The 19928-nt window shown below is 65.1% G+C and carries 23 protein-coding genes; 11 read left to right on the top strand and 12 right to left on the bottom strand.

The window, feature by feature from the left end:
- The first annotated feature begins 105 nt into the window (after positions 1–105).
- Positions 106–1005, top strand: a complete 900-nt coding sequence (locus tag CVV68_RS03195; protein ID WP_170133070.1) for a PIG-L family deacetylase — start codon at positions 106–108, stop codon at positions 1003–1005.
- On the top strand, positions 1002–1436 hold the full coding sequence (locus CVV68_RS03190) for a hypothetical protein (protein ID WP_110499554.1): 435 nt from the start codon (positions 1002–1004) through the stop codon (positions 1434–1436). Before CVV68_RS03195 ends, CVV68_RS03190 begins: the two co-directional genes overlap by 4 nt.
- Before the next feature lie 63 nt (positions 1437–1499).
- Here CVV68_RS03190 and CVV68_RS03185 read toward each other — a convergent pair whose 3' ends face one another.
- On the bottom strand, positions 1500–1721 hold the full coding sequence (locus CVV68_RS03185; protein WP_110499553.1) for a putative acetyltransferase: 222 nt from the start codon (positions 1719–1721) through the stop codon (positions 1500–1502).
- A 108-nt stretch (positions 1722–1829) separates the two neighbouring features.
- Between CVV68_RS03185 and fdxA the strand changes: the two genes are divergently transcribed.
- The 5 genes from fdxA to CVV68_RS03160 all read left to right on the top strand — a co-directional run bounded on the left by fdxA (position 1830) and on the right by CVV68_RS03160 (position 5978).
- Positions 1830–2153 (top strand): ferredoxin, encoded by a 324-nt coding sequence (fdxA, locus tag CVV68_RS03180; protein ID WP_110499552.1) that lies wholly within the window; start codon positions 1830–1832, stop codon positions 2151–2153.
- A 10-nt stretch (positions 2154–2163) separates the two neighbouring features.
- Positions 2164–3321 (top strand): succinyldiaminopimelate transaminase, encoded by a 1158-nt coding sequence (gene dapC / locus CVV68_RS03175; protein WP_110499551.1) that lies wholly within the window; start codon positions 2164–2166, stop codon positions 3319–3321.
- A 242-nt stretch (positions 3322–3563) separates the two neighbouring features.
- Positions 3564–4847, top strand: coding sequence for a citrate synthase (locus CVV68_RS03170; protein ID WP_110499550.1), 1284 nt, complete (start codon positions 3564–3566; stop codon positions 4845–4847).
- A gap of 241 nt (positions 4848–5088) precedes the next feature.
- Positions 5089–5271, top strand: coding sequence for a hypothetical protein (locus CVV68_RS03165; RefSeq protein ID WP_110499549.1), 183 nt, complete (start codon positions 5089–5091; stop codon positions 5269–5271).
- Between the two features lie 83 nt (positions 5272–5354).
- Positions 5355–5978 (top strand): TetR/AcrR family transcriptional regulator, encoded by a 624-nt coding sequence (locus CVV68_RS03160; protein WP_110499548.1) that lies wholly within the window; start codon positions 5355–5357, stop codon positions 5976–5978.
- A 197-nt stretch (positions 5979–6175) separates the two neighbouring features.
- Here the strand turns inward: CVV68_RS03160 and CVV68_RS03155 are convergent, their stop codons facing one another.
- Positions 6176–6922: a hypothetical protein gene (locus tag CVV68_RS03155; RefSeq protein WP_110499547.1), complete on the bottom strand. Its 747-nt coding sequence runs from the start codon at positions 6920–6922 to the stop codon at positions 6176–6178.
- Between the two features lie 306 nt (positions 6923–7228).
- Here CVV68_RS03155 and CVV68_RS03150 point away from each other — a divergent pair, with 306 nt between their 5' ends.
- Positions 7229–7840, top strand: a complete 612-nt coding sequence (locus CVV68_RS03150) for a hypothetical protein (protein ID WP_110499546.1) — start codon at positions 7229–7231, stop codon at positions 7838–7840.
- 18 nt (positions 7841–7858) lie between these two features.
- On the opposite strand, the gene CVV68_RS03145 is transcribed toward CVV68_RS03150, so the two are convergent.
- From CVV68_RS03145 to CVV68_RS03120, 6 genes are all read right to left on the bottom strand, one after another.
- Positions 7859–8749, bottom strand: a complete 891-nt coding sequence (locus CVV68_RS03145) for a hypothetical protein (RefSeq protein ID WP_110499545.1) — start codon at positions 8747–8749, stop codon at positions 7859–7861.
- 44 nt (positions 8750–8793) lie between these two features.
- Complete coding sequence (dapD, locus tag CVV68_RS03140) at positions 8794–9795, bottom strand: 2,3,4,5-tetrahydropyridine-2,6-dicarboxylate N-succinyltransferase (RefSeq protein ID WP_110499544.1); 1002 nt, start codon at positions 9793–9795, stop codon at positions 8794–8796.
- 71 nt (positions 9796–9866) lie between these two features.
- A complete protein-coding gene (locus CVV68_RS03135) occupies positions 9867–11453 on the bottom strand; it encodes a molybdopterin-dependent oxidoreductase (protein ID WP_110499543.1) in 1587 nt (528 codons plus the stop codon).
- A gap of 190 nt (positions 11454–11643) precedes the next feature.
- Positions 11644–12441 (bottom strand): anti-sigma factor, encoded by a 798-nt coding sequence (locus CVV68_RS03130; protein ID WP_110499542.1) that lies wholly within the window; start codon positions 12439–12441, stop codon positions 11644–11646.
- Positions 12441–13052 (bottom strand): ECF RNA polymerase sigma factor SigK, encoded by a 612-nt coding sequence (gene sigK / locus CVV68_RS03125; RefSeq protein ID WP_438502607.1) that lies wholly within the window; start codon positions 13050–13052, stop codon positions 12441–12443. Before sigK ends, CVV68_RS03130 begins: the two co-directional genes overlap by 1 nt.
- Positions 13053–13100: 48 nt before the next feature.
- Positions 13101–13769, bottom strand: a complete 669-nt coding sequence (locus CVV68_RS03120; protein WP_110499541.1) for a fasciclin domain-containing protein — start codon at positions 13767–13769, stop codon at positions 13101–13103.
- A 226-nt stretch (positions 13770–13995) separates the two neighbouring features.
- Here CVV68_RS03120 and dapE point away from each other — a divergent pair, with 226 nt between their 5' ends.
- Complete coding sequence (dapE, locus tag CVV68_RS03115) at positions 13996–15093, top strand: succinyl-diaminopimelate desuccinylase (protein WP_245933312.1); 1098 nt, start codon at positions 13996–13998, stop codon at positions 15091–15093.
- A 98-nt stretch (positions 15094–15191) separates the two neighbouring features.
- Here dapE and CVV68_RS03110 read toward each other — a convergent pair whose 3' ends face one another.
- From CVV68_RS03110 to CVV68_RS03095, 4 genes are all read right to left on the bottom strand, one after another.
- Positions 15192–16034, bottom strand: a complete 843-nt coding sequence (locus CVV68_RS03110; RefSeq protein ID WP_110499539.1) for an amino acid ABC transporter permease — start codon at positions 16032–16034, stop codon at positions 15192–15194.
- Positions 16031–16681, bottom strand: a complete 651-nt coding sequence (locus CVV68_RS03105) for an amino acid ABC transporter permease (protein ID WP_110499538.1) — start codon at positions 16679–16681, stop codon at positions 16031–16033. The genes CVV68_RS03110 and CVV68_RS03105 overlap by 4 nt, the downstream gene beginning before the upstream one ends.
- Positions 16682–16772: 91 nt before the next feature.
- The gene (locus CVV68_RS03100; RefSeq protein WP_110499537.1) at positions 16773–17678 is read right to left on the bottom strand and encodes a glutamate ABC transporter substrate-binding protein; all 906 of its coding nucleotides are present in this window, start codon (positions 17676–17678) and stop codon (positions 16773–16775) included.
- A gap of 78 nt (positions 17679–17756) precedes the next feature.
- Positions 17757–18512, bottom strand: coding sequence for an amino acid ABC transporter ATP-binding protein (locus tag CVV68_RS03095; protein WP_110499536.1), 756 nt, complete (start codon positions 18510–18512; stop codon positions 17757–17759).
- A gap of 130 nt (positions 18513–18642) precedes the next feature.
- Here CVV68_RS03095 and CVV68_RS03090 point away from each other — a divergent pair, with 130 nt between their 5' ends.
- Entirely contained in the window at positions 18643–19413 is a 771-nt protein-coding gene (locus tag CVV68_RS03090) for an LOG family protein (RefSeq protein ID WP_110499535.1), read from the top strand.
- Between the two features lie 55 nt (positions 19414–19468).
- The gene (locus CVV68_RS03085; RefSeq protein WP_170133069.1) at positions 19469–19927 is read left to right on the top strand and encodes a DivIVA domain-containing protein; all 459 of its coding nucleotides are present in this window, start codon (positions 19469–19471) and stop codon (positions 19925–19927) included.
- Position 19928: the final 1 nt, after the last annotated feature.

Genomic DNA, 19928 nt, shown 5'->3' with positions numbered 1-19928 from the left:
ATCCACTCTCCGCGGATGCGCCGGCCCTTGGCGTTTCCGTCCTGCGTCTGCGCGTTGCGGATCTGCGGTGGAGGCGCCCGGGCGCCTGCGGGTAGATTGGGAGCCATGGAGAACCCCACGTTGCTGCCCGGAGTGGGCCCGGACGCCACGCTGCTTTTTGTCCATGCGCACCCGGACGACGAAACCCTCGTCACCGGCGCCACCATGGCCGCCTATGCCGCGGCCGGCGCCCGCGTGGTGCTGCTGACCTGTACGCGCGGGGAGCTGGGTGAGGTCATTCCGCCGGAACTGGGCCACCTCGAGGTGGGGCGGCAGCTGCGCCTTCCGCAGGAGGCGGGCATGGACGACGCCGGGACCGGACCGGTTGCCCCGCCTGCCGACGGCACGGGGCTGGCCCGTGAGCGGGAACGGGAACTGGCTTCCGCCCTGGCCGCATTGGGAGTCGGTGAACACCTCTGGCTGGGCCAGGGGTTGGCTGCGCCGGCCTCGGGTGAGGTAGTGTTCCGTGATTCCGGGATGCAATGGGGCACCGACGGCCGCGCCGTGGCCGCCACAACAGTTCTGGCGGGATCTCTGTCCCGCGAACCTCTGGCGGGGGAGGCGGCCCTGGTGGCCTCGGCGATCCGTGCCCTGCGCCCGGATGCAGTGGTGACGTATTCGGCCGACGGCGGCTACGGTCATCCGGACCATGTCCGCACGCACCAGCTCACCATGGCGGCACTGAACCTGGCGGCCCGTGATGCCGGGGACGCGCCGGGCTGGGACGTCCCGCACGTGTTTGCCATTGTCAGTGACCGGCCCGAACGTCCCCTGGAACCGGGCGTGCCACGCATTTCCGTGGCGGGAAACAAGGCCGCAAAGGCTGCCGCCATGAGGGAGCACCGGACGCAGGTTGTCGTGGACGGGGACCGGTATGCACTCTCCGACGACGTCTGGAGGGACATTTCCGGCGTCGAGGAATTTGTGGAGTTGGCGCCGCCTCCGTCCGTTTGCGGCGTCCTGTGAACGGGCCCGCAGAGTCCGGCTGGCCTGCGGAGCCCGGCGGGCCCGCGGAGGGCAGGCCGCTGCCGCCGCCGCGCCGGTGGGCTGTGATTGCTGCAGCCATTGGTGCGGGAATCGGCGCGGGCCTTTTGGGAACTTCGCTGCACGGACACGCCTGGTACGGGAACGGCTTTGCCATTCCGCTGGGCTCCGTGGCAGCGCTGGTGCTGCTAGCCGCCGTCGAACTTTTTGTGGGTTTGTGGAGCCGGAATTCCTGGACGGTGGTGCTCTGCGGCGCCGCGGCGTACCTGTGCGCGGGCGTGCTGTCCCTGCAGCGCGGAGCCTTCGGCATGATTTCGGCCAACATCCAGGGGACGGTGTGGCTGTACGGAATCGCCGTGGCCACTGCCCTGGTTGCCTGGTGGGCCTGGGCCGTCCTGCGCCGGACGCGGTGACTGGACAGTTGTGGCTGTTTAGACCGAGGCTTAGCAGCCACAACTGTCCAGTGACGGCGGTTGTTACCGAGAGCGGCGCGGGGGAGGCGGGGGGACCGGCTTGGCCAGCTGGACGTCGGCCAGGGCCACCACAACGTCACCGGCGCGGGTCGCCACGGTCACGCCCAGCGCGTCCCGGGCCGTAAGTCCGCCCAGGACGTCGGTGCTGCCGCCCTCGATCCTGTACCGGACCACAACGCGGGTGCCCAGGGGGAGGGCGGAGAGAAGTTCAAGGGCACGGTTCACCTCTTCATACTAAGTCTCGCTGGGATGCGGGTCGGGGTACGGTGGGGGATAATGAACGTACCCCGGCCTCCAGCCGGCGGTTGAGTCTTTTGTGAGGAAGGTCGGGACGTGACGTATGTAATTGCGCAGCCGTGCGTGGATGTCAAGGACAAGGCATGTGTTGAGGAGTGCCCTGTTGACTGTATCTACGAAGGTGAACGCTCCCTCTACATCCACCCCGACGAGTGCGTTGACTGTGGTGCCTGCGAACCGGTCTGCCCGGTGGAGGCCATCTACTACGAGGACGACACCCCCGAGGAATGGGCCGAATACTACAAGGCCAACGTGGAGTTCTTTGATGTCCTGGGTTCCCCCGGCGGGGCCGCCAAGGTCGGCAACACGCACACCGACCATCCCATCATCGCGGCGCTTCCGCCGCAGAACCAGGGCTGATACGCATCCGATGAGCACGGCACCGCACAATCCAGTCCGGCATGGCCTGCAGCTTCCTGACTACCCGTGGGACTCCATGGCCCCTTACATGGCCACGGCAGCCAAACACCCGGATGGCATGGTGAACCTCTCAATCGGCACGCCGGTGGACCCCACGCCTGCCCTGATTCAGGACGCGTTGAAGGCGGCCTCCGACGCCCCCGGCTATCCCACCACCCACGGGACCCCGGCCCTGCGCCAGGCCATCGTGGACTGGTTTGCCCGCCGCCGCAACGTCCCCGGCCTGGACGCCAACGACGTCATGCCCACCGTGGGCTCGAAGGAAATGGTGGCGTGGCTCCCGCTGTTGCTGGGGCTGGGAGCCGGTGATGTCGTCGTCCGCCCCACGGTGGCCTACCCCACCTATGACATGGGTGCGGTTTTCGCCGGTGCCACGTCCGTTGCCGCTGATTCGCTGGACGACCTCGACGCCGGCACCCGGGCCCGCGTGCGCCTTATCTGGGTCAATTCCCCCGGCAACCCCAACGGCATGGTCCGCCCCATCGCGGAACTGGCCGAACTGGTGGCACAAGCGCGCGGGATTGGCGCCGTGGTGGCCTCCGATGAGTGCTACGGCGAACTTGGCTGGGGCCGGTGGGACCCGGAAAACGGAGGTGAGGCCGTGCCCAGCGTCCTTGATCCCCGTGTCAGTGGAGGCAGCAATGACGGGCTGCTGGCCCTGTACTCGCTGAGCAAGCAGTCCAACGTGGCCGGCTACCGGGCCGCCTTTGTGGCCGGTGACTCCGGGATCATGGCGAACCTGGTCAGCAGCCGCAAGCACGCCGGCATGATTGTGCCGTTCCCGGTGCAGGAGGCCATGCGCGTGGCACTGGGCGACGACGCCCACGTCAGCGCCCAAAAGGCCCTGTACAGGTCGCGGCGCGAACAGCTGGCCGGCGCGCTCGAGGCATTTGGCCTGTCAATCCACCATTCCGAGGCCGGGCTGTACCTGTGGTGCACGGCGGGCGAGGACACCTGGACCACCATTGGCAGGCTTGCCGCGTTGGGCATCGTGGTCGGATCCGGCACGTTTTACGGCGAGGCCGGGCATGGCTTCATCCGCGTTTCGCTGACCGGCACCGATGAGCGCATTGCCGCCGCCGTTGCGCGGCTCGGCGCAAATTCGTGACGATTCAGGCCTTGACGGCCCCGGAACGGGCCGTGGATTGGTGTTGGAAGGCACCTAAGCGGTAGTTTCTTACATAGACGTCTATGCCACCGTGCTCCTTTGCGCCGATTCGCAGCCGCTGCCCCGCAGCAACTTCGACAGCCGCGCAACCCGGTCTTTCGGTGCGTGGTGAACCCCACGGGCGGAAAAGTTGCGTAGATCTGACCAAAGCCTTTCGCGGGCTACCTCATGAAGGGGACTCCATGTCTGATTCCACGAGCGCCACACTGCGCTACGACGGCGGAGAGCTTGAGCTTCCGCGGATTGAAGCCGTAGAAGGCAACGCCGGTTACGACGTGTCCAAGCTGCTGGCAAGCACCGGTGCGGTCACCTACGACCCCGGTTTCGTGAATACCGCCGCCACCTCGTCGGCCATCACCTACATTGACGGCGACCAGGGCATCCTGCGTTACCGCGGCTACCCCATCGAGGAATTGGCGGAGCACTCCAGCTTCCTGGAAGTGTCCTACCTTTTGATCTACGGCAACTTGCCCACCCCGGCCGAGTTGGACCGGTTTGACCAGCGGATCCGCCGCCACACCATGCTGCACGAGGACCTCAAGGGCTTCTTTGGCGGCTTCCCGCGCGACGCGCACCCCATGCCGGTGCTCTCCTCGGCGGTTTCGGCCCTGTCCACGTTCTACCAGGACTCGCTGGACCCGTTCGACGACGAACAGGTCGAAATGGCCACCATCCGCCTGATGGCCAAACTGCCTGTCCTGGCCGCCTACGCCCACAAGAAGTCCATTGGCCAGCCCATGCTTTACCCGGACAACTCCATGGGCCTGGTGGAGAACTTCCTGCGCCTGAGCTTCGGCCTGCCGGCCGAGCCCTACGAGATGGACCCGGTGGTAGTCAAGGCCCTGGACCTGCTGCTGATCCTCCATGCGGACCACGAGCAAAACTGCTCCACCTCCACCGTGCGCCTTGTCGGCTCCGCGAACGCCAACATGTTCGCGTCGGTTTCTGCCGGCATCAATGCCCTGTTCGGCCCGCTGCACGGCGGCGCCAACGAGGCTGTGCTGAACATGCTCCGTCAGATTCAGGCCAGCGGCGAGCCCGTTGAGAAGTTCGTTGAGCGTGTGAAGAACAAGGAAGACGGGGTCAAGCTCATGGGCTTCGGCCACCGCGTGTACAAGAACTACGATCCCCGCGCCAAGATCGTCAAGGAAACTGCCCACGAGATTCTCGAGAAGTTGGGCGGCAACGACGAACTCCTGGACATCGCCATGCGCCTGGAAGAGGTTGCGCTGACGGATGAGTACTTCATCTCCCGCAAGCTCTACCCGAACGTGGACTTCTACACCGGCTTGATCTACAAGGCCATGGGATTCCCCGAAAAGATGTTCACGGTGCTCTTCGCCATCGGCCGCCTTCCGGGCTGGATTGCCCAGTGGCGTGAAATGATGAAGGACCCGCAGACCAAGATTGGCCGCCCGCGCCAGCTGTACACGGGCGAGCCGGAGCGCATGTATCCTTCGCGCTAGTCCCCACTTGCCGGGCCGGGAAATCGCTGGCGCGATTTCCCGGGAACCTGGCAAGCGTGGGCCCAAACGCCCTACTTGCCTCGCAAGCTCGGGGCGGGTCCCTCGGAGCTGTGGGCCCATTGCCGGCCCGATAATCCCCAGCCAAGTACGACGGCGGCGGGCGGCTTTCCCTTCCTGGGAGCCACCCGCCGTTGTTGTGTAGGCAGCAGTTGTGTAGTGAAACAGCCATCAGGAGAAACAAATGTTGAAGATGATTAGCCAGGCCTCCGCCCTGGCGCTGGGGCTGGTCACCGTAGTGCTCGGCGTTGTGGCATTGGTCGGGCATGCGGAACTGTGGCCATTCGTCATTGGGGCGGCCGTCATCACGGCGGCGCTGGTTGTAGTGGCACTCGTGGGCAAGCGTAAATCCGCCCTCGGCAAGTAGCAGTGACCGCACAGATGTGCGACATCCCCCGCGTCGGCAGCGCAATTGGTTGAATGATGAAACATCTGTGCTAAAAAAGACTTGTGCCTAAAATTGTGAATGCGGATGACCGCCGCGAATTGGTTGCCGATGCCGTCTTCGAGGTGATCCAGGGGCAAGGGATCGCACAAGCCTCCCTCCGCAACGTCGCTTCCCGGGCAGGCCTGGCACTGGGCTCGGTGCGCCACTATTTTGAGAACCAGGCAGAGCTCATGGAGTTTGCCTTCAGGGTCAATTCCGAGCGCATCCACCTGCGTGCCCTGGACCGGCTGGAGGAGCTGGAGCAGTCCCCGCTGCCGCAGGACGGCTCGGAGCTCGTGGCGAAATGTGTCGTGGTGCTGGAGGAACTGCTTCCCCTTGACCCGCAGCGCAGCGCCGAGGCTGTGGTCCACATGGAATTCATGTTGGCAGCCCGTACCGGAGGCGCTCTGCAGGACGCCGCGCAGGACGACTACCGAGCCACGGGCGCCGTAGTGGGCCGCGTGGTGCTGCAACTGCTCGAAAGCGGCCTCATGGCAGGTTCTCCCGAACCGGTGGACGAGGCCGAGCGCCTCATCGCCGTGCTGGACGGGCTGAGCGTCCGCATGGTCCTGCAGCCGGGCTGGTCCAGCGCGGAACAGGGCCAGGCCACCCTGCGCCGCCACCTGCAATCCCTGCTGGCTCCCTGACTTCCCACGCCACCATCGGCCCCCGCCTCCCGGGTCAGGGGAAGTGGCTGGATATTGCATGCACGATAATAGAGACTCCCGACAGCCGCTGAAGTTGGTCGATGTGTCTCACGCATGAACATCCGCCAGGACCGGTCCACCGTTCATGGAGAGGCATGAACATGGGGGCGTTGGGCAACCGATCGGCGCCTGAAGTTTTATTTGTTGGCGAGGATGGTGTTGACGAGCTTGACTAGTTCGCCGCCGGCGGCGGGGGTGATCGCAGTGCCGGTCTTGACGACAGTGGCCGCGAGGTTGCCTTTGATGGCGGTCACCGTGAGGGCAGTGATTTTCCGCCCGGTCGGGGCAGTCTCACTGGTCAACGAACCCGGAGAGGTATCACCGCTCGTGGTGACAGGCACCGGCATGACCTTGGTGGTGGTTTTCTTTCCCGCCACGGCGATGGTCACCGATGAACACTGCGAGGCCGCTTTCTGGCTCGCAGATAACTGCCGGGCCATCGAGGAAGCATCCTTGACGGCGAACGCAGTGACGGTGATGCTGGTCTTATCCGCGGCCGAAATGCTGTTCGCGGCCGCGTAAGTGCTGCCCTCAGGCACCTGGGAGTTGTTGGTTGCCAGGACCCCGCACGCTTTCGGGGTGATCACCGCGGTTTTGGGCAGCTGCCGGGCCACCTGCAACCCCTGATCGATCTGCGCGGCCGCAATGACTGTAAACGCCCGGCCCTTGGGGTCCTTGAGCTTCGTGAGCATCGCGGCCAGGTCATCGTTCGTATATGCCTTCGCGACGGCGGAAGCCGAAGGCGTCGCTGAGGTTGTCCCGGCGTTTCCGGCCGGGCCGGTCGAAGGGGAGGTGCCGGCTGTCCCGGAGTTTCCACAACGGGTCAACGCCGCTGCCAGTGCCGCTGCCAAAACAATGCCGCATGGTGCAAAACGGATTTTCATGCGATGCCCCAATCAGAAAATGTATCCACGGGTCGCCGTCGTGCTTGTTTTATCCGTCATTCTGCCTTAATCCCAGCTCTGCAGACACGCCAATTTCAAGGAATTCCTCGGTCGGAGCCTTGACGATTCCCGCTTACCGACCAGGAAAGTCAGGACCAGGAACGTGCCCTCGGTCATCGGCTGCGCCCGTATAGTCATCAGCCATCCGGGCATTTTCGAACCGGTCCTGCCACTGGAACCCCGCACAGAGTAACCTTAGGAGTTGGGAGTGCTGCAGTCCCGCTGCAGCGTGTGGAGGCGAGAATTATGCATCATACGGGCGGCCCCGGGTGGCGCATCACCATGGATACCTGCGGACCCATGCTGATAGCCCTGTACATCCGGGACGTGGCGGACCTGGCGGGCGCCGGCCACCCGGCGCTGTCCCACATGGCCCCACACATCCGGGCAGCGGACCACAGCCAGCTGACCGCACATCTGGGCGGGACCGACGCCCTGCGGGACCAATGGGAGCACTGGTGGGGCAGGCTGATGGCTGTCCACCCGGCGATGGAACCGCCACTGAATCCGCCAGATTTTGGCGACTTCGCCGGCATGCCTGCGCTGCAACGGGTGCTGCAGGCCCACTTTGGCGCCGCGTTGACCTGGTCGCGGGAACAATGTAGCGCCTACCAGCTGTTGGCGGCGGAGCGCGAAACCATGGGCGGGCACAAGGTGCTCGCCGACATGGTGCAGAACCGGGAAATGGAGTTGGGGCGCAGCGCACGGGACTTTACGCTCACCATCGTGGAAATGCCTCTGGCGGAGGCGCGCGCCTGGTTCATCGAGCCCGACCGGCTGATCATGAGCCAGCACCTGCTCGATGACCAGCAAAACTTTCTCAGCTATGTCCAACCGGTGGTCGAACTGCTCGTTTAGCCCACGGTCCCCCGCAGTCTATGGTGCGGGCGGTGCCGCCATGGACAGCACCACGTGGCGGGGCTCCGCTGCGGTCCCGGCGGACTGCCATCCTGCATTGGTTCCATTGTTGTTGGCGTCGCGGTCCCACCGGCGGCCGTCATAGCTGACCTTCGTGATGCCAAATTGCTGGGCGTTGGCCACGGACCAGTGGGCCACTTCCCAGCCCATCGTTGCCGGGACCGGCACCGTGACGGTGGTGGAGGATTCCCCGGCAGTGCTGGTTACGGGGAGCGGGCCCAGTACCGCATCCAGGGCGGCTTCCAGGGTTTTCGGGGTGCCCACGGGCGTGGCCGGCGCCAGCGTGCAGTTCAGCGCGGCGGGCGACTGCCCCGTCAAGGCCGAGGCAAATGCGCGGGAAAGGCCCTCATGCTGGGCATAAGCCTGCGGAAACCCCGAACGCTGGACGATCTGAGCGGCGTCGTTCAGGGGCATGTCAACGTAGCCGGGGACCTTTTCCAGGACGTTGTAGAAGGCCGTGGCGGAGTAGACGGGGTCCATGATCTGTTCAGCCGTGCCCCACTCCTGCGAGGGGCGCTGCTGAAACAGGCCCACCGAGTCGAGGTCGCCGTAGTCGATGTTGCGCAGCTTGGACTCCTGCAGCGACGTGGCCAGGGCGATCGAGGCTGCCCGGGCCGGCATGCCTCGCTGGACGGACAATGCGCTGATCAGCGCCGCATTCTCCGTCTGGTCTACGGCAAGGCGGTAGGTGCCGGTGCCCACAGTGGCCGTGCAGCCAATGGCCAGGGGAGGGGCAAGTGAGTCGCGAAAGTAGCCGGCCACCCAAACGCCGCCGGCAATGAGTAGTGCTGCGGCCAGTGCCGTCACCGTGAGCCAGGCAAGCAACGCCCGGCCGCGTTTGCGGCTCACGGCCGCGCCCCGGGGCCGGGCCGGTTGAAGTGGTGCAAGCTGCCCTAGTTGCTATGCAGCGAGTCATTGAGCTCCACGGTGGAACCCTTGCGGGGGAGCACTTCGACTTCGCCGGAGCTGGAGTTGCGGCGGAACAGCAGGTTGGGCGCGCCGGAGAGCTCGCTGGCCTTGACGATGAGGGTGGTGTCCTCGCCGTCGGCGTTCTTCGGCCCCAGGACGCGGACCCGCGTGCCGGCGGTGACGTAGAGTCCGGCCTCGACGACGGAGTCGTCGCCAATGCTGATGCCCACGCCGGAGTTGGCGCCCAGGAGCACACGGTCGCCGAGGGCGATGCGCTCCTTGCCGCCGCCGGAGAGCATGCCCATGATGGACGCACCGCCGCCCACGTCGGTGCCGTTGCCCACCACGACGCCGGCCGAAATGCGACCTTCCACCATGGAGGCGCCCAGCGTGCCGGCGTTGAAGTTGACGAAGCCCTCGTGCATCACCGTGGTTCCATCGGCGAGGTGGGCACCGAGGCGGACACGGTCCGCGTCGGCAATGCGAACCCCGGCGGGTAGGACGTAGTCCACCATGCGCGGGAACTTGTCCACCGAGTAGACAGTGACGGTGCCGCGGCGGCGCAGCCTGGCCCGGGTCAGCTCAAAGCCCTCCACGGGGGCGGGGCCGAAGTTGGTCCACACCACGTTGTTGAGCTGGCCGAAGATGCCGTCGAGGTTGATGGTGTTCGGCGCGGCCAGGCGGTGGGAGAGCAGGTGCAGGCGCAGGTAGGCGTCCACGGCGTCGGCGGGGGCCTGGTCCAGGTCGATCTGGGCGAACACCACCGTCGGGGTGACACCGCGGTCGTCGTCGCGCCCGGCCACGGCCAGCCCGGTCAGCTCGGGGCCGGCCTCCCTGGCGGCGCCGAGTGAGTTGACGGACGCGCCCAGGGCGGGGCTTGGGAACCACACGTCAAGGACGGATCCGTCGTCGGCAATGGACGCCAGGCCGAATCCGTGGGCGGTGCGTTCGGCGGTCGTGGCGGGGGCTGCGGAGGTCTGCGTCATGCATGAAGTCTATCGAGCGGGCGGGCACCTTAGAAAATGACGCCGGCCCGCCTGGGCGGACAGCCCGCGGTCTACACCACGGTGAACGTGATGGAGTGCCAACCGGAGGAGCCGTCGGGCTCCGGCGGGGCCTGCTTTTCAATCTGCAGGGTGCCGTCCGTGTCATAGGCGCGAACCCGGACATTGTGGGAGCCAGCCGTGGCCCCCTCCCACAGGTACGACCACTGACGCCAGGTGTCCACGGACGCTTCGGCAGCTAGGGTTGCCGGCTGCCAGGCACCGTTGTCGAGCTGGATTTCCACCTTGGAAATGCCCCGCTGCTGGGCCCAGGCGCTGCCGCCGATGCCCACCTTGCCGGCCGGAACGCGCCCCAGCGCGCGCGGCACCTCCACGCGGGACGCAGTCTTGATGGGGCCGTGCGACGACCATCCCCGGGATGTCCAGTAGCCTGCCTTTTCGGCGAAGGTGGTCACCTCCAGGTCCACCACCCATTTGGTGGCCGAGACAAAGCCGTACAAGCCGGGAACCACCATGCGCACGGGGAAGCCGTGTTCCAGGGGCAGCGGTTCGCCGTTCATGCCCACGGCAAGAAGGGCATCGCGGTTGTCCTGCAACACGGGCAGCGGGGTGGAGGCGCTGAATCCGTCGGAGCTCGTGGACAGGACCATGTCCGCCCCGGCCTTCGGCTTGGCCCGGGCCAGCACCTCGCGCAGCGGGTAGCCGAGCCATTTGGCATTGCCGGCAAGGTTGCCGCCCACCACGTTGGATACGCAGGTCAACGTCACATACGTCTCCACCAGATCGGCGGCGAGCAGTTCGTCGAAGGACAGGGTGAACTCGTTGTCCACCATCCCGTGGACGCGCAGCTGCCATTGGCTGGGGTCCAGCTCGGGGACAACCAGGGCAGTGTCAATGCGGTAAAAATCGGCGTTGGGAGTGACAAAGGGGGTCACGCCGTTGACCGCAGCCTGGACGCCCGACGGCAAGTCGCGGGCTTTGACCTTGGGAGCGGGGAGCCTCAGTGCATCACGGACCTGCCGTGCCGTGTTGCGGGCCGTGGAGAGCACATTCGCGCCGACCCCGACGACGACGGCGGCGCCGGCCACGAGTGCCGAGCGCACCAGGAACGCGCGGCGACTGGGAAGCGGGGCGGAATTGCCGGCGTCGAACGGTGCCGTTGCCGCCGTCCGGCCTGCCCTGGTGAGGTACCGCAACGCCCACAGCCCGGCCACCGTGCCTGCCAGCAGCGGAACCAGGTCGAGGACTGTGGCTCCGGACCGGGTGACGATGCAGGCGGCCATGACGACGGCGAAGGCGCCCACCAGGCTTGCGCCGGCGGCGAACCGCTTCCGCGCAACCACGCCGGCCACGGCCGACAGGACGACCGCGGCCACCGCCATGGAAAGCAGCAGCACCGTTTTGTCATTGGTGCCAAAGGTGGCGATGGCGAAGTTCTTCATCCACGCGGGAGTGAAGTCGATGAATGTCGACCCCACCGAGGTGAGGGGGGACGAGACCGAGCCAAAGAATGCGGACAGCAGTTCTGCCACGGCAAACAACACGCCTGCGGCTATGACGCCCGTGGCCGCTCCGGCCAGAATCCCGCGACGGCCGTTCACTGCGTGGCCCGGTGCCGTGCTCTTGCTGCGTTTTCCCATGACGGGCTCCTCAGGACGGTTTTGCCGCTACCGCCTCTCGGGCTGGCAGCTGTTCTAGCCTGTACTTCGGAGCCGGACGCCCCGCGGATTGGAAGCAACCGATCGGACCTTGCGGACAGGAACTCACGGATGACTAACGGTGGACGTCCTTGCGGAGATCCACCGTTAGTCATTCTTTGTCCGCAGCGCCCTAGACGGATTGCACCAGAATGGGGGTGGTGGTCGGCTTCGGGGAACCGCCGTCGGGCTCCACCGTGATGCCAACATGGGTGGCGCCTCCCAGCTCCCCATTGAGGACCTGCATGGCGGCGGCCGTTCCCGTGGCGCCCGGCATCAGCCCAGCAGGGACTGCGCCCGTGGCGGAAATGAACCAGAGTTCGTAGGTCTTCCCGGTGGGCAGGACCGGCAGACCGCTGGCCATGACGGCCGCCTGGTTGACCTTGCCCGAGGAGGCAACGGTTACGGTTCCGCCGTCGGCTATCGAGGTGGTCGCGATCTTCGCGTCGGGGGCGGCCATGATGGCCAGCAGGGCCGCCTGCCTGGCTTGCTGCGCCTGTGCCACGGCGACCTGTTGTTCCAGGCCCTTGTGGCCGGCGGACTGGCCCATGGCCCATCCGCCGAGCCCCACTCCGCCCACCAGGACCAGTGCAGCTGCTGCTGCCACCGCCGGATTCCAGTGCCGTCGCGACTGGGAGGCCCTGCGGGATTGCGGGGAAGTGCCCCGGGCGGAGGAGATGTCCCGGACAACGGACGAGGCCGGAAGCTGGCGGGTGTTGCGGATGGCGGCCATGACATTGGCCTTGAGCTCAGGCGGCGGAACTTCAGTGGGCGTGCCGTAGGCGAGCAGGGCCGCGGTCTCACTGAGGCTGCGGACCTCGTCGCGGGTCTCCGGATTGCCCAGCGCGTGACGTTCAAAGTCCGCACGTTCGGCAGCGGTGACGGCGTTGAGGGCGTAGGCGCCGGTCAGCAAATGCAATTGATTTTCCATCACGCCACTCCTAACCTGTCCCTGAGTCTGATCATTCCATCGCGAATTCTGGTTTTGACGGTACCCACCGGGATTTTAAGCAGCTCCGCCACTTCCTGGTGGGTATAGCCGCCATAGTAAGCCAATCGAATGGCTTCCTCTTGGGGGCCGGTCAACGTCTTCAACGCCCTTTGGACCCGTTCGGATTCCATTTGGGTTTCCACGGTGTCCGCGACGTCGTCGTAACTTTCCTGGTACTCCTTGATGCCCTGACGCAGGTCCCTGTCCATGCTGGCCTGGCTGGCTCGAACCCGGTCCACGGCACGGCGGTGGGCAATTACCAATATCCAAGACATTGCCCGCCCCCTGTCCGCATCAAAGCGGGCCGCCTGCTGCCAGATATCCAGAAATACTTCCTGGGTGACTTCCTGGCTTTGCGCAGGGTCGCGGACCACGCGCCGCACCAAGCCAAAAACGCGGGATGATACTTCATCGTAAAGTTCTTCGAAGGCCGCCTCGTCGCCGAGGGCGACGAGGCGGATCAGGTCTTCATGGGTTGATGGCGCCAATGGCTCCACCGACCGCAACCAAGGTAAGCGCATGGTATCTACCTTGCCACGATCACCGACCATGATGCGTATCCTTACACTTCGTGTTGCAAGCGATGAAGGGCTTGCCGGCTACTTCTTGGCCGGCGGCATCAGGACGGTGTCGATGAGGTAAACGGTGGCGTTCGCCGTCTTGACCCCGCCACAGATCACCTTGGCTCCGTTGACCGTCATGTTGTCGCCGCTGCCCTCAACCTTGAGTGTGCTGCCTTCCGCCGTGGCGTGCTCGCCGTCGATCTTGGACGGAGCCAGCTGGCCGGGGACCACGTGGTAGGTCAGGATGGACGTCAGCGTCTTGGAATCCGTCTTCAGCCCGTCAATGGTGGCCGCCGGGATCTTGGCGAAGGCGTCATCGACGGGGGCGAAGACGGTGAACTGGCCTGAGTTCAGGGTGTCCACCAGGTTCACGTCCTTGTTCAGCTTCCCGGACACAGCGGCGGTCAGGGTCTTCAGCAGCGGATTGTTCGAGGCGGCCGTGGCGACCGGGTCGGCGGCCATGCCGGAGACTGAGCCCGCACCGCTCGGAACGGCTGCAGCGTAGGCGGCACAGCCCGGGCCCACCAAATCGCCGGCAGCGGCCATGGGGGAAGCGGCGGCGGAAGTTGCCATGGGTGCTTCTGACGTTGCAGGTGAGGCGGTGGTGCCGCCGCTGCAGGCGGTCAGGCCCATCGCCGTAATGGCAAGGAGGCCCATGCCGAGGCTGAGGCTCTTGCGGGTGCCAAACTTCTTGGTTGCATTCATGATGGTTCTCCGTGCCTTGAAAGCGGATGGTTTCCACTTGCTTCCCTTGCCGCCGATTCACCCGGTGTTGCTTGGTGTTTCAGGGCGGTGCGGGCTGTCAGGGAGTACTTCGGAACATCGCTGCATCCGGATTGGAAGTAGGCGGAGAAACTTTTCCCCTTGCCTGCCCCCGTAAGCTGGGCCGGTGACTAACGACGACGACACCACCCCTTCCGCATCCCGCACCATTGCGCCCGAAACAGCCGTGCCCCCGGTCCTGGACCTGACGCAGGACGTGGCCGCACTCACGGCGGCCATCATGGACATTGAAAGCGTCTCCGGCAATGAGACCGTGCTCGCCGACGCAGTGGAAGCCGCCCTGCGGTCCCTGCCGCACCTGGAAGTCACGCGCAACGGCGACTCCGTGGTCGCCCGGACCTCGCTGGGACGGGCAGAGCGGGTCATTTTGGCCGGACACCTGGACACCGTCCCGCTGCCCACCACGCCTGGTTCCCGCGGCACGGTTCCCAGCTCCTGGGAGGGGGACGTACTGTACGGGCGCGGCGCCACGGACATGAAGGGGGGTGTTGCGGTGCAGCTGGCCATTGCGGCCACTGTGCCCGAGCCCGTCAAGGACGTGACGTTCATCTTTTACGACCACGAGGAAGTGGCCGCCGCCAAGAGCGGGCTGGGCCGCCTGGTCCGCGAGAATCGGGACCTGCTCGACGCCGACTTTGGCATCCTGCTCGAACCCACCAACGGCACGGTGGAGGGCGGCTGCAACGGCACCATCCGGTTTGAGGCGACCACCCGTGGGCTGGCGGCCCACTCGGCACGGGCATGGATGGGCGAGAACGCAATCCATGCCGCCGCGCCCATACTTTCCCGGCTGGCGGCCTACGAACCCGCCACGGTGGACGTGGACGGCCTGGACTACCGCGAATCCATGAACGCCGTGAAAATCCACGGCGGCACGGCCGGCAACGTGATCCCGGACGCCTGCGTGGTGGAGATCAACTACCGCTTTGCCCCCGACAAGACGCCGGAGCAGGCGGAGGCCCACGTCCGCGAACTGCTGACCGGCTTCGACCTGGTGCGCACGGACTCCTCCGCCGGCGCCCGTCCCGGGCTCACCGCGCCTGCGGCGGCTTCATTTGTCGCGGCAGTGGGACGCGAGCCACTGCCCAAGTACGGCTGGACCGACGTGGCGCGGTTGGGCGAGATCGGCATCCCGGCAGTGAACTTCGGCCCGGGCGATCCCCTCCTGGCCCACAGTGACAACGAGCACGTGGCCGCGGACGCCATCCGCGCCTGCCTCGCCTCCCTCACCCGCTGGCTGGCGTAGCCTCTTAACGAATTCTGTGTTGCACTTGTTGGACGAAAAACCCTGAAATCGGGTCATTTTCGTCCAACAAGTGCAACACAGATGGGGGCTGGTGGATCTTAGCCGGCCAGGCCGACCTTCGTCTTGACGACCTTGACACGGGAGGACATCTTGGATTCCACCAACTTGGCAATGCCGGAGAGGATCAGGCACAGGCCCACGTAAATCACGGCCGCGACCATGAGCGCCGGGACAACGGGCGAGCCGTACTGGCCCTGCGAACCGAGGAAGTTGGCGTAGTACAGGACCTCGTTGTACGTAATCAGGAAGCCGAGCGCGGTGTCCTTGAGGATGACCACGAGCTGCGAAATGATCACCGGAAGCATGGAGCGGACGGCCTGCGGCAGCAGGATGATGCGCAGCACCTGGCCCTTGGACAGGCCGACGGCGAGCCCGGCCTCGCGCTGTCCCTTGGGGAGTGATTCAATGCCGGCACGGAAAACCTCGGCCAGGACCGAGCCGTTGTACAGGATCAAACCGACCACGACGGCGATGAACGGCGTGATGCCCTTCACGCCGGCGGACGGCAGCCCGTAGTACATGATCATCATCAGGATCAGCAGCGGAACGGCCCGGAACACCTCCGTAAACCAGTAACACGGCAGGCGGACCCATCTGGAGTCCGCGAGTCGGCCAAAGGCGAGCAGGATGCCCAGGACCAGGCTCCCGACAGCGGCAACGGCGAACGCCTTCAGCGTGGCCCCGATGACCGTCAGGAACATTTGCTGGACGCGGGGGAAGGTGAAGATTTCCCACTTCTTGGCGGTGAACTGGCCGGACTCGTTAAACCTGAAGAGGATGAAGGCAATGATGCCGACCACCACAATGACGGTGGCCACGTTCAAGTAAACGTTGCGTGTGCGGGCCTTGGGGCCGGGCACGTCAAAAAGTACTGAACTCATCGCTCCACCCTCCACTTCTTCTCAAGATAGCGTTGCAGCGGTGTCAGGATGCCCAGCACCAGCACGACAAAGATCACGGCCACCCACAGCAGGCCCGGCAGCAGTGGCTCGCCACGTTCGCTGAGGTTGGCGCGGATGGCACCGGCTTCCGCCACGGAGAAGCCCGCGGCCACGGTGGTGTTTTTCAAGAGGGCGATGAAGACGCTGAACAGTGGCGGCAGCACCGACCGGAAGGCCTGGGGCAGCACGATCAAGGTCAGCGTCTGCATGAACGGCAGGCCGATGGCGCGCGCAGCCTCGGACTGTCCCACGGAAACTGTGTTGATGCCGGAGCGGATGGCCTCGGAAACATACGTGGCCGTGTAAAGCGAGAGGCCGACGATGGCGGCATTCATGAAATCGATGTGCGGCAGTCCGAGCCTGGGATATCCCAGGGCGAAGAAGGCCAGGATCAGGGTCAACGGCGTGTTGCGGACGGCGTTGACGTACAGGGTTCCTGCAGCCCGCATGGCCGGTGCGGGTGAAACACGCATGCCGGCGACAATGGTGCCCAGGATCAGGGCAAAAAACGCGGAAATGACAAACAAAATGCCGGTGTTCTTGAAACCGGTGACAAAGAGATCGCTGTTGTCAGTAATTACATTCACAGGGCAGCATCGCTTTCAGTGAATTGGAGAGGGCGAAGTGGTGGTGTTGCGGCGAACGGGCTGCTGCAACACCACCACTTAGGAATGGTTGTTACTTTTCAACCGCGGGCTGTTCAACCTTGGTGCCCGACTTGCCCAGCGTGTCGTCGTAGATCTTGGTCCACGTGGCACCACCGTCGGTGAGCGTCTTATTCAGGAAGGTTTGCAGTGCGGTGTCGCCCAGGGGCAGGCCGATGCCGTACTTCTCAACCGTGAACGGCTCGCCAACCACCTTGATCTTGTCCGGCTGCTGGGAAGCAAAGCCCAGCAGGATGGCCTGGTCGGTGGTTACAGCATCAACGGTGCCGGCAATAAGAGCATCCACGCACTTGGAGTAGATGTCGAATTCGGTTGTTTTTACCCCCGGGAAGTTCTCCTTGATGTTCTGGATGGGGGTGGAACCGGTGGCGGAGCAAACGTTCTTTCCCGTCAGGTCCTTTTCGCTCTTGATGTCCGCGTTGTCTTTCTTCACCAGCAGGCCCTGGCCGGTGATGAAGTAGGGGCCGGCGAAGTCGACGAGCTTCTTGCGCTTGTCCGTGATGGAGTAAGTGCCCACGTACAGGTCCACATCGCCATTGGCGAGGGCCGACTCACGGTTGGCGGACGGGATCGCCTTGAACTGAATCTTGTCCTTGGCGATGCCGAGCGATGCCGCCATCCAGGTGGCAATCTCAATGTCGAAGCCGGTGCGCTCGCCCGTGGCCGCATCCAGGTAGCCCAAGCCGGGCTGGTCTTCCTTGACGCCAATGCGGATGGCGCCGGAGGACTTGATCTTGTCAAAGGTGGGGCTGCCGGTCAGGGCGACATCCTTGGCTACCTCGAAGGCGGGGCCGGCTGCGGCGTCGGACGAGCCGCCTCCTGGTGAGTCGGTGCCGCCGCCGCAGCCGGACAGGGCAAGGGCCGCGGCAGCGACGACTGCCGCAACGCTGAGGCTCTTTCGATTGAAGAAGTTCTTCATGGGATTCCTTTCATAAACGGCCGTCTGGCCGCAAGGTGCGAGTGATGATCGAGCGTGATGATCGTTGGAATGAGGGGACTAGTTGGCCAGGATTTTCGAGAGGAAATCCTTGGCCCGGGCGCTTTGCGGGTTGGTGAAGAACTCATCCGGGGTGGCTTCCTCCACGATTTGCCCATCGGCCATGAAGACAACCCTGTCGCCGGCCTTGCGCGCAAAGCCCATCTCGTGGGTGACCACCACCATGGTCATGCCTTCCTTGGCCAGTTCCACCATGACGTCCAGGACCTCATTGATCATTTCCGGGTCCAGGGCGCTGGTGGGCTCGTCAAAGAGCATTACCTTGGGCTTCATGGCCAGGGCGCGGGCAATGGCCACACGCTGCTGCTGGCCGCCGGAAAGCTGGGCCGGCAGCTTGGCCGACTGGTGCCCCACGCCGACGCGCTCCAACAGCGCAAGTGCCTGCTTGTCGGCGTCGGCCTTGGAAACGCCCTTGACCTTGATCGGGCCAAGCGTCACGTTTTCCAGGATGGTCTTGTGTGCGAACAAGTTAAAGGACTGGAAGACCATGCCGACGTCGGCACGAAGGGTTGCCAGGTCCTTGCCCTCCTTGGGCAGTTCCTTGCCTTCGATGGTGATGGAGCCGTCGTCAATCGTTTCAAGGCGGTTGATGGTGCGGCAGAGCGTTGATTTTCCCGAGCCGGAGGGCCCAATGACGACCACCACCTCACCCTTTTTGACTTGCAAGTTGATGTCCTGCAATACGTGAAGGGCGCCGTAGTGCTTGTTAACGGCCTTAAGTTCCACGAGGGCAGGTGCCTGTACGGGATTAGTCATGAAGCGAATCTATCCAACAAACGCGGTCATGGTAAAACTTTTTCACGTTTCCCCGGTGATCGTAACGGGAAAGAGACCTGCCTCACGGCGCCGGTCCGTGGGTGCAGGGCTTTCACGTACCCTTAGTGGCATGAGTGCACCCACCGGATCAAGCAGGCCCCTCCGTCCCACGAAACAGCGCTTCGGCAGCTGGACGAAAGGCGTGCCGGCGGGCTCCACAGCCGATTCGAGGCTGCTGGAGACCCCTCCCAGCAGCGGCTTCACGCACACCGACCCCTGGCGCGTGATGCGGATCCAAAGCGAGTTCGTCCAGGGCTTTGACGCGCTGGCCGACATTGGACCTGCCATCAGCGTATTCGGCTCGGCACGCACCAAGCCCGAAAGCCGCCACTACCGGACCGGCATGGACATCGGCCGGCTCCTGGTGGAGGCCGGGGTGGCCGTGATCACCGGTGGCGGGCCCGGCTCCATGGAGGCCGCCAACCGCGGCGCGAGCGAAGCAGGCGGACTGTCGATCGGGCTGGGGATCGAGCTGCCGTTTGAGCAGGGCATGAACCAATGGGTCAGCCTGGGGGTGGACTTCCGCTACTTCTTTGCCCGCAAGACCATGTTTGTGAAATATGCGCAGGGCTTTGTGGTGCTGCCAGGCGGCCTGGGCACCCTGGACGAGCTGTTTGAGGCCATGGTGCTGGTGCAGACCAACAAGGTCACCCAGTTCCCGATAGTCCTGGTGGACACCGAATTCTGGTCGCCCCTGCTGGACTGGATCCGCAACACCATGGTGGCCGAGGGACTGGTCTCGCCCGGCGACACCGACATTGTGCAGTTGGCCGACTCGCCCGAAGACGCCGTGGCGCTCGTCATGGCGGGCGAGGCCGGCACGAAGGTTGCCGCCGGCTGAAACACCCGCCCGCCGATGGGGCGGGCCGGCCGGGTTGATCTGGCACCATTGAGTGGTGAGCTACTTCCTGATCTTCCTCGCCATCATGCTGGCTGCCGCGGTGGCCGTCTACGTGGTGGGTCTGCGACGGCCCGGCGCGGACGTGTTCCGGGATGGGCTCCAGGCGCCCGTGGCCGGGCTGCCGCCCGTGCTCCTGCCCGCCGTTGCGGCCCCGGAGGACGTCGACAGGGTGCGGTTCGCACTGGGCCTGCGCGGCTATCGGATGGACCAGGTGGACGAGGTCCTGGACCGGCTGCGGGATGAACTGGCCGCCAAGGACCTGCGGATCGCCGAACTGGAAGCGTCCGACGCCGGACACCCAGCTGCCGGGGTTGGCGCGGCCCCGGATGTCTCCGAATCGGACAACGCAGGCCAGCCCGCCGCGGCCCCGGGAGCCGAAACAGACCGCGCAGCGCAAGGCGGGGCGGCCTCCGAAGGCGGCGCGTCCGGCGCGGAACCTGGAAAGGACTCCTGAG

Origin of the sequence: Arthrobacter livingstonensis, from assembly GCF_003219815.1 — a bacterium.
Taxonomy (GTDB): Bacteria; Actinomycetota; Actinomycetes; order Actinomycetales; family Micrococcaceae; genus Specibacter; species Specibacter livingstonensis.
Note: the sequence above shows the minus strand (reverse complement) of the source record. Positions and strands in the feature narration are given on the sequence as shown.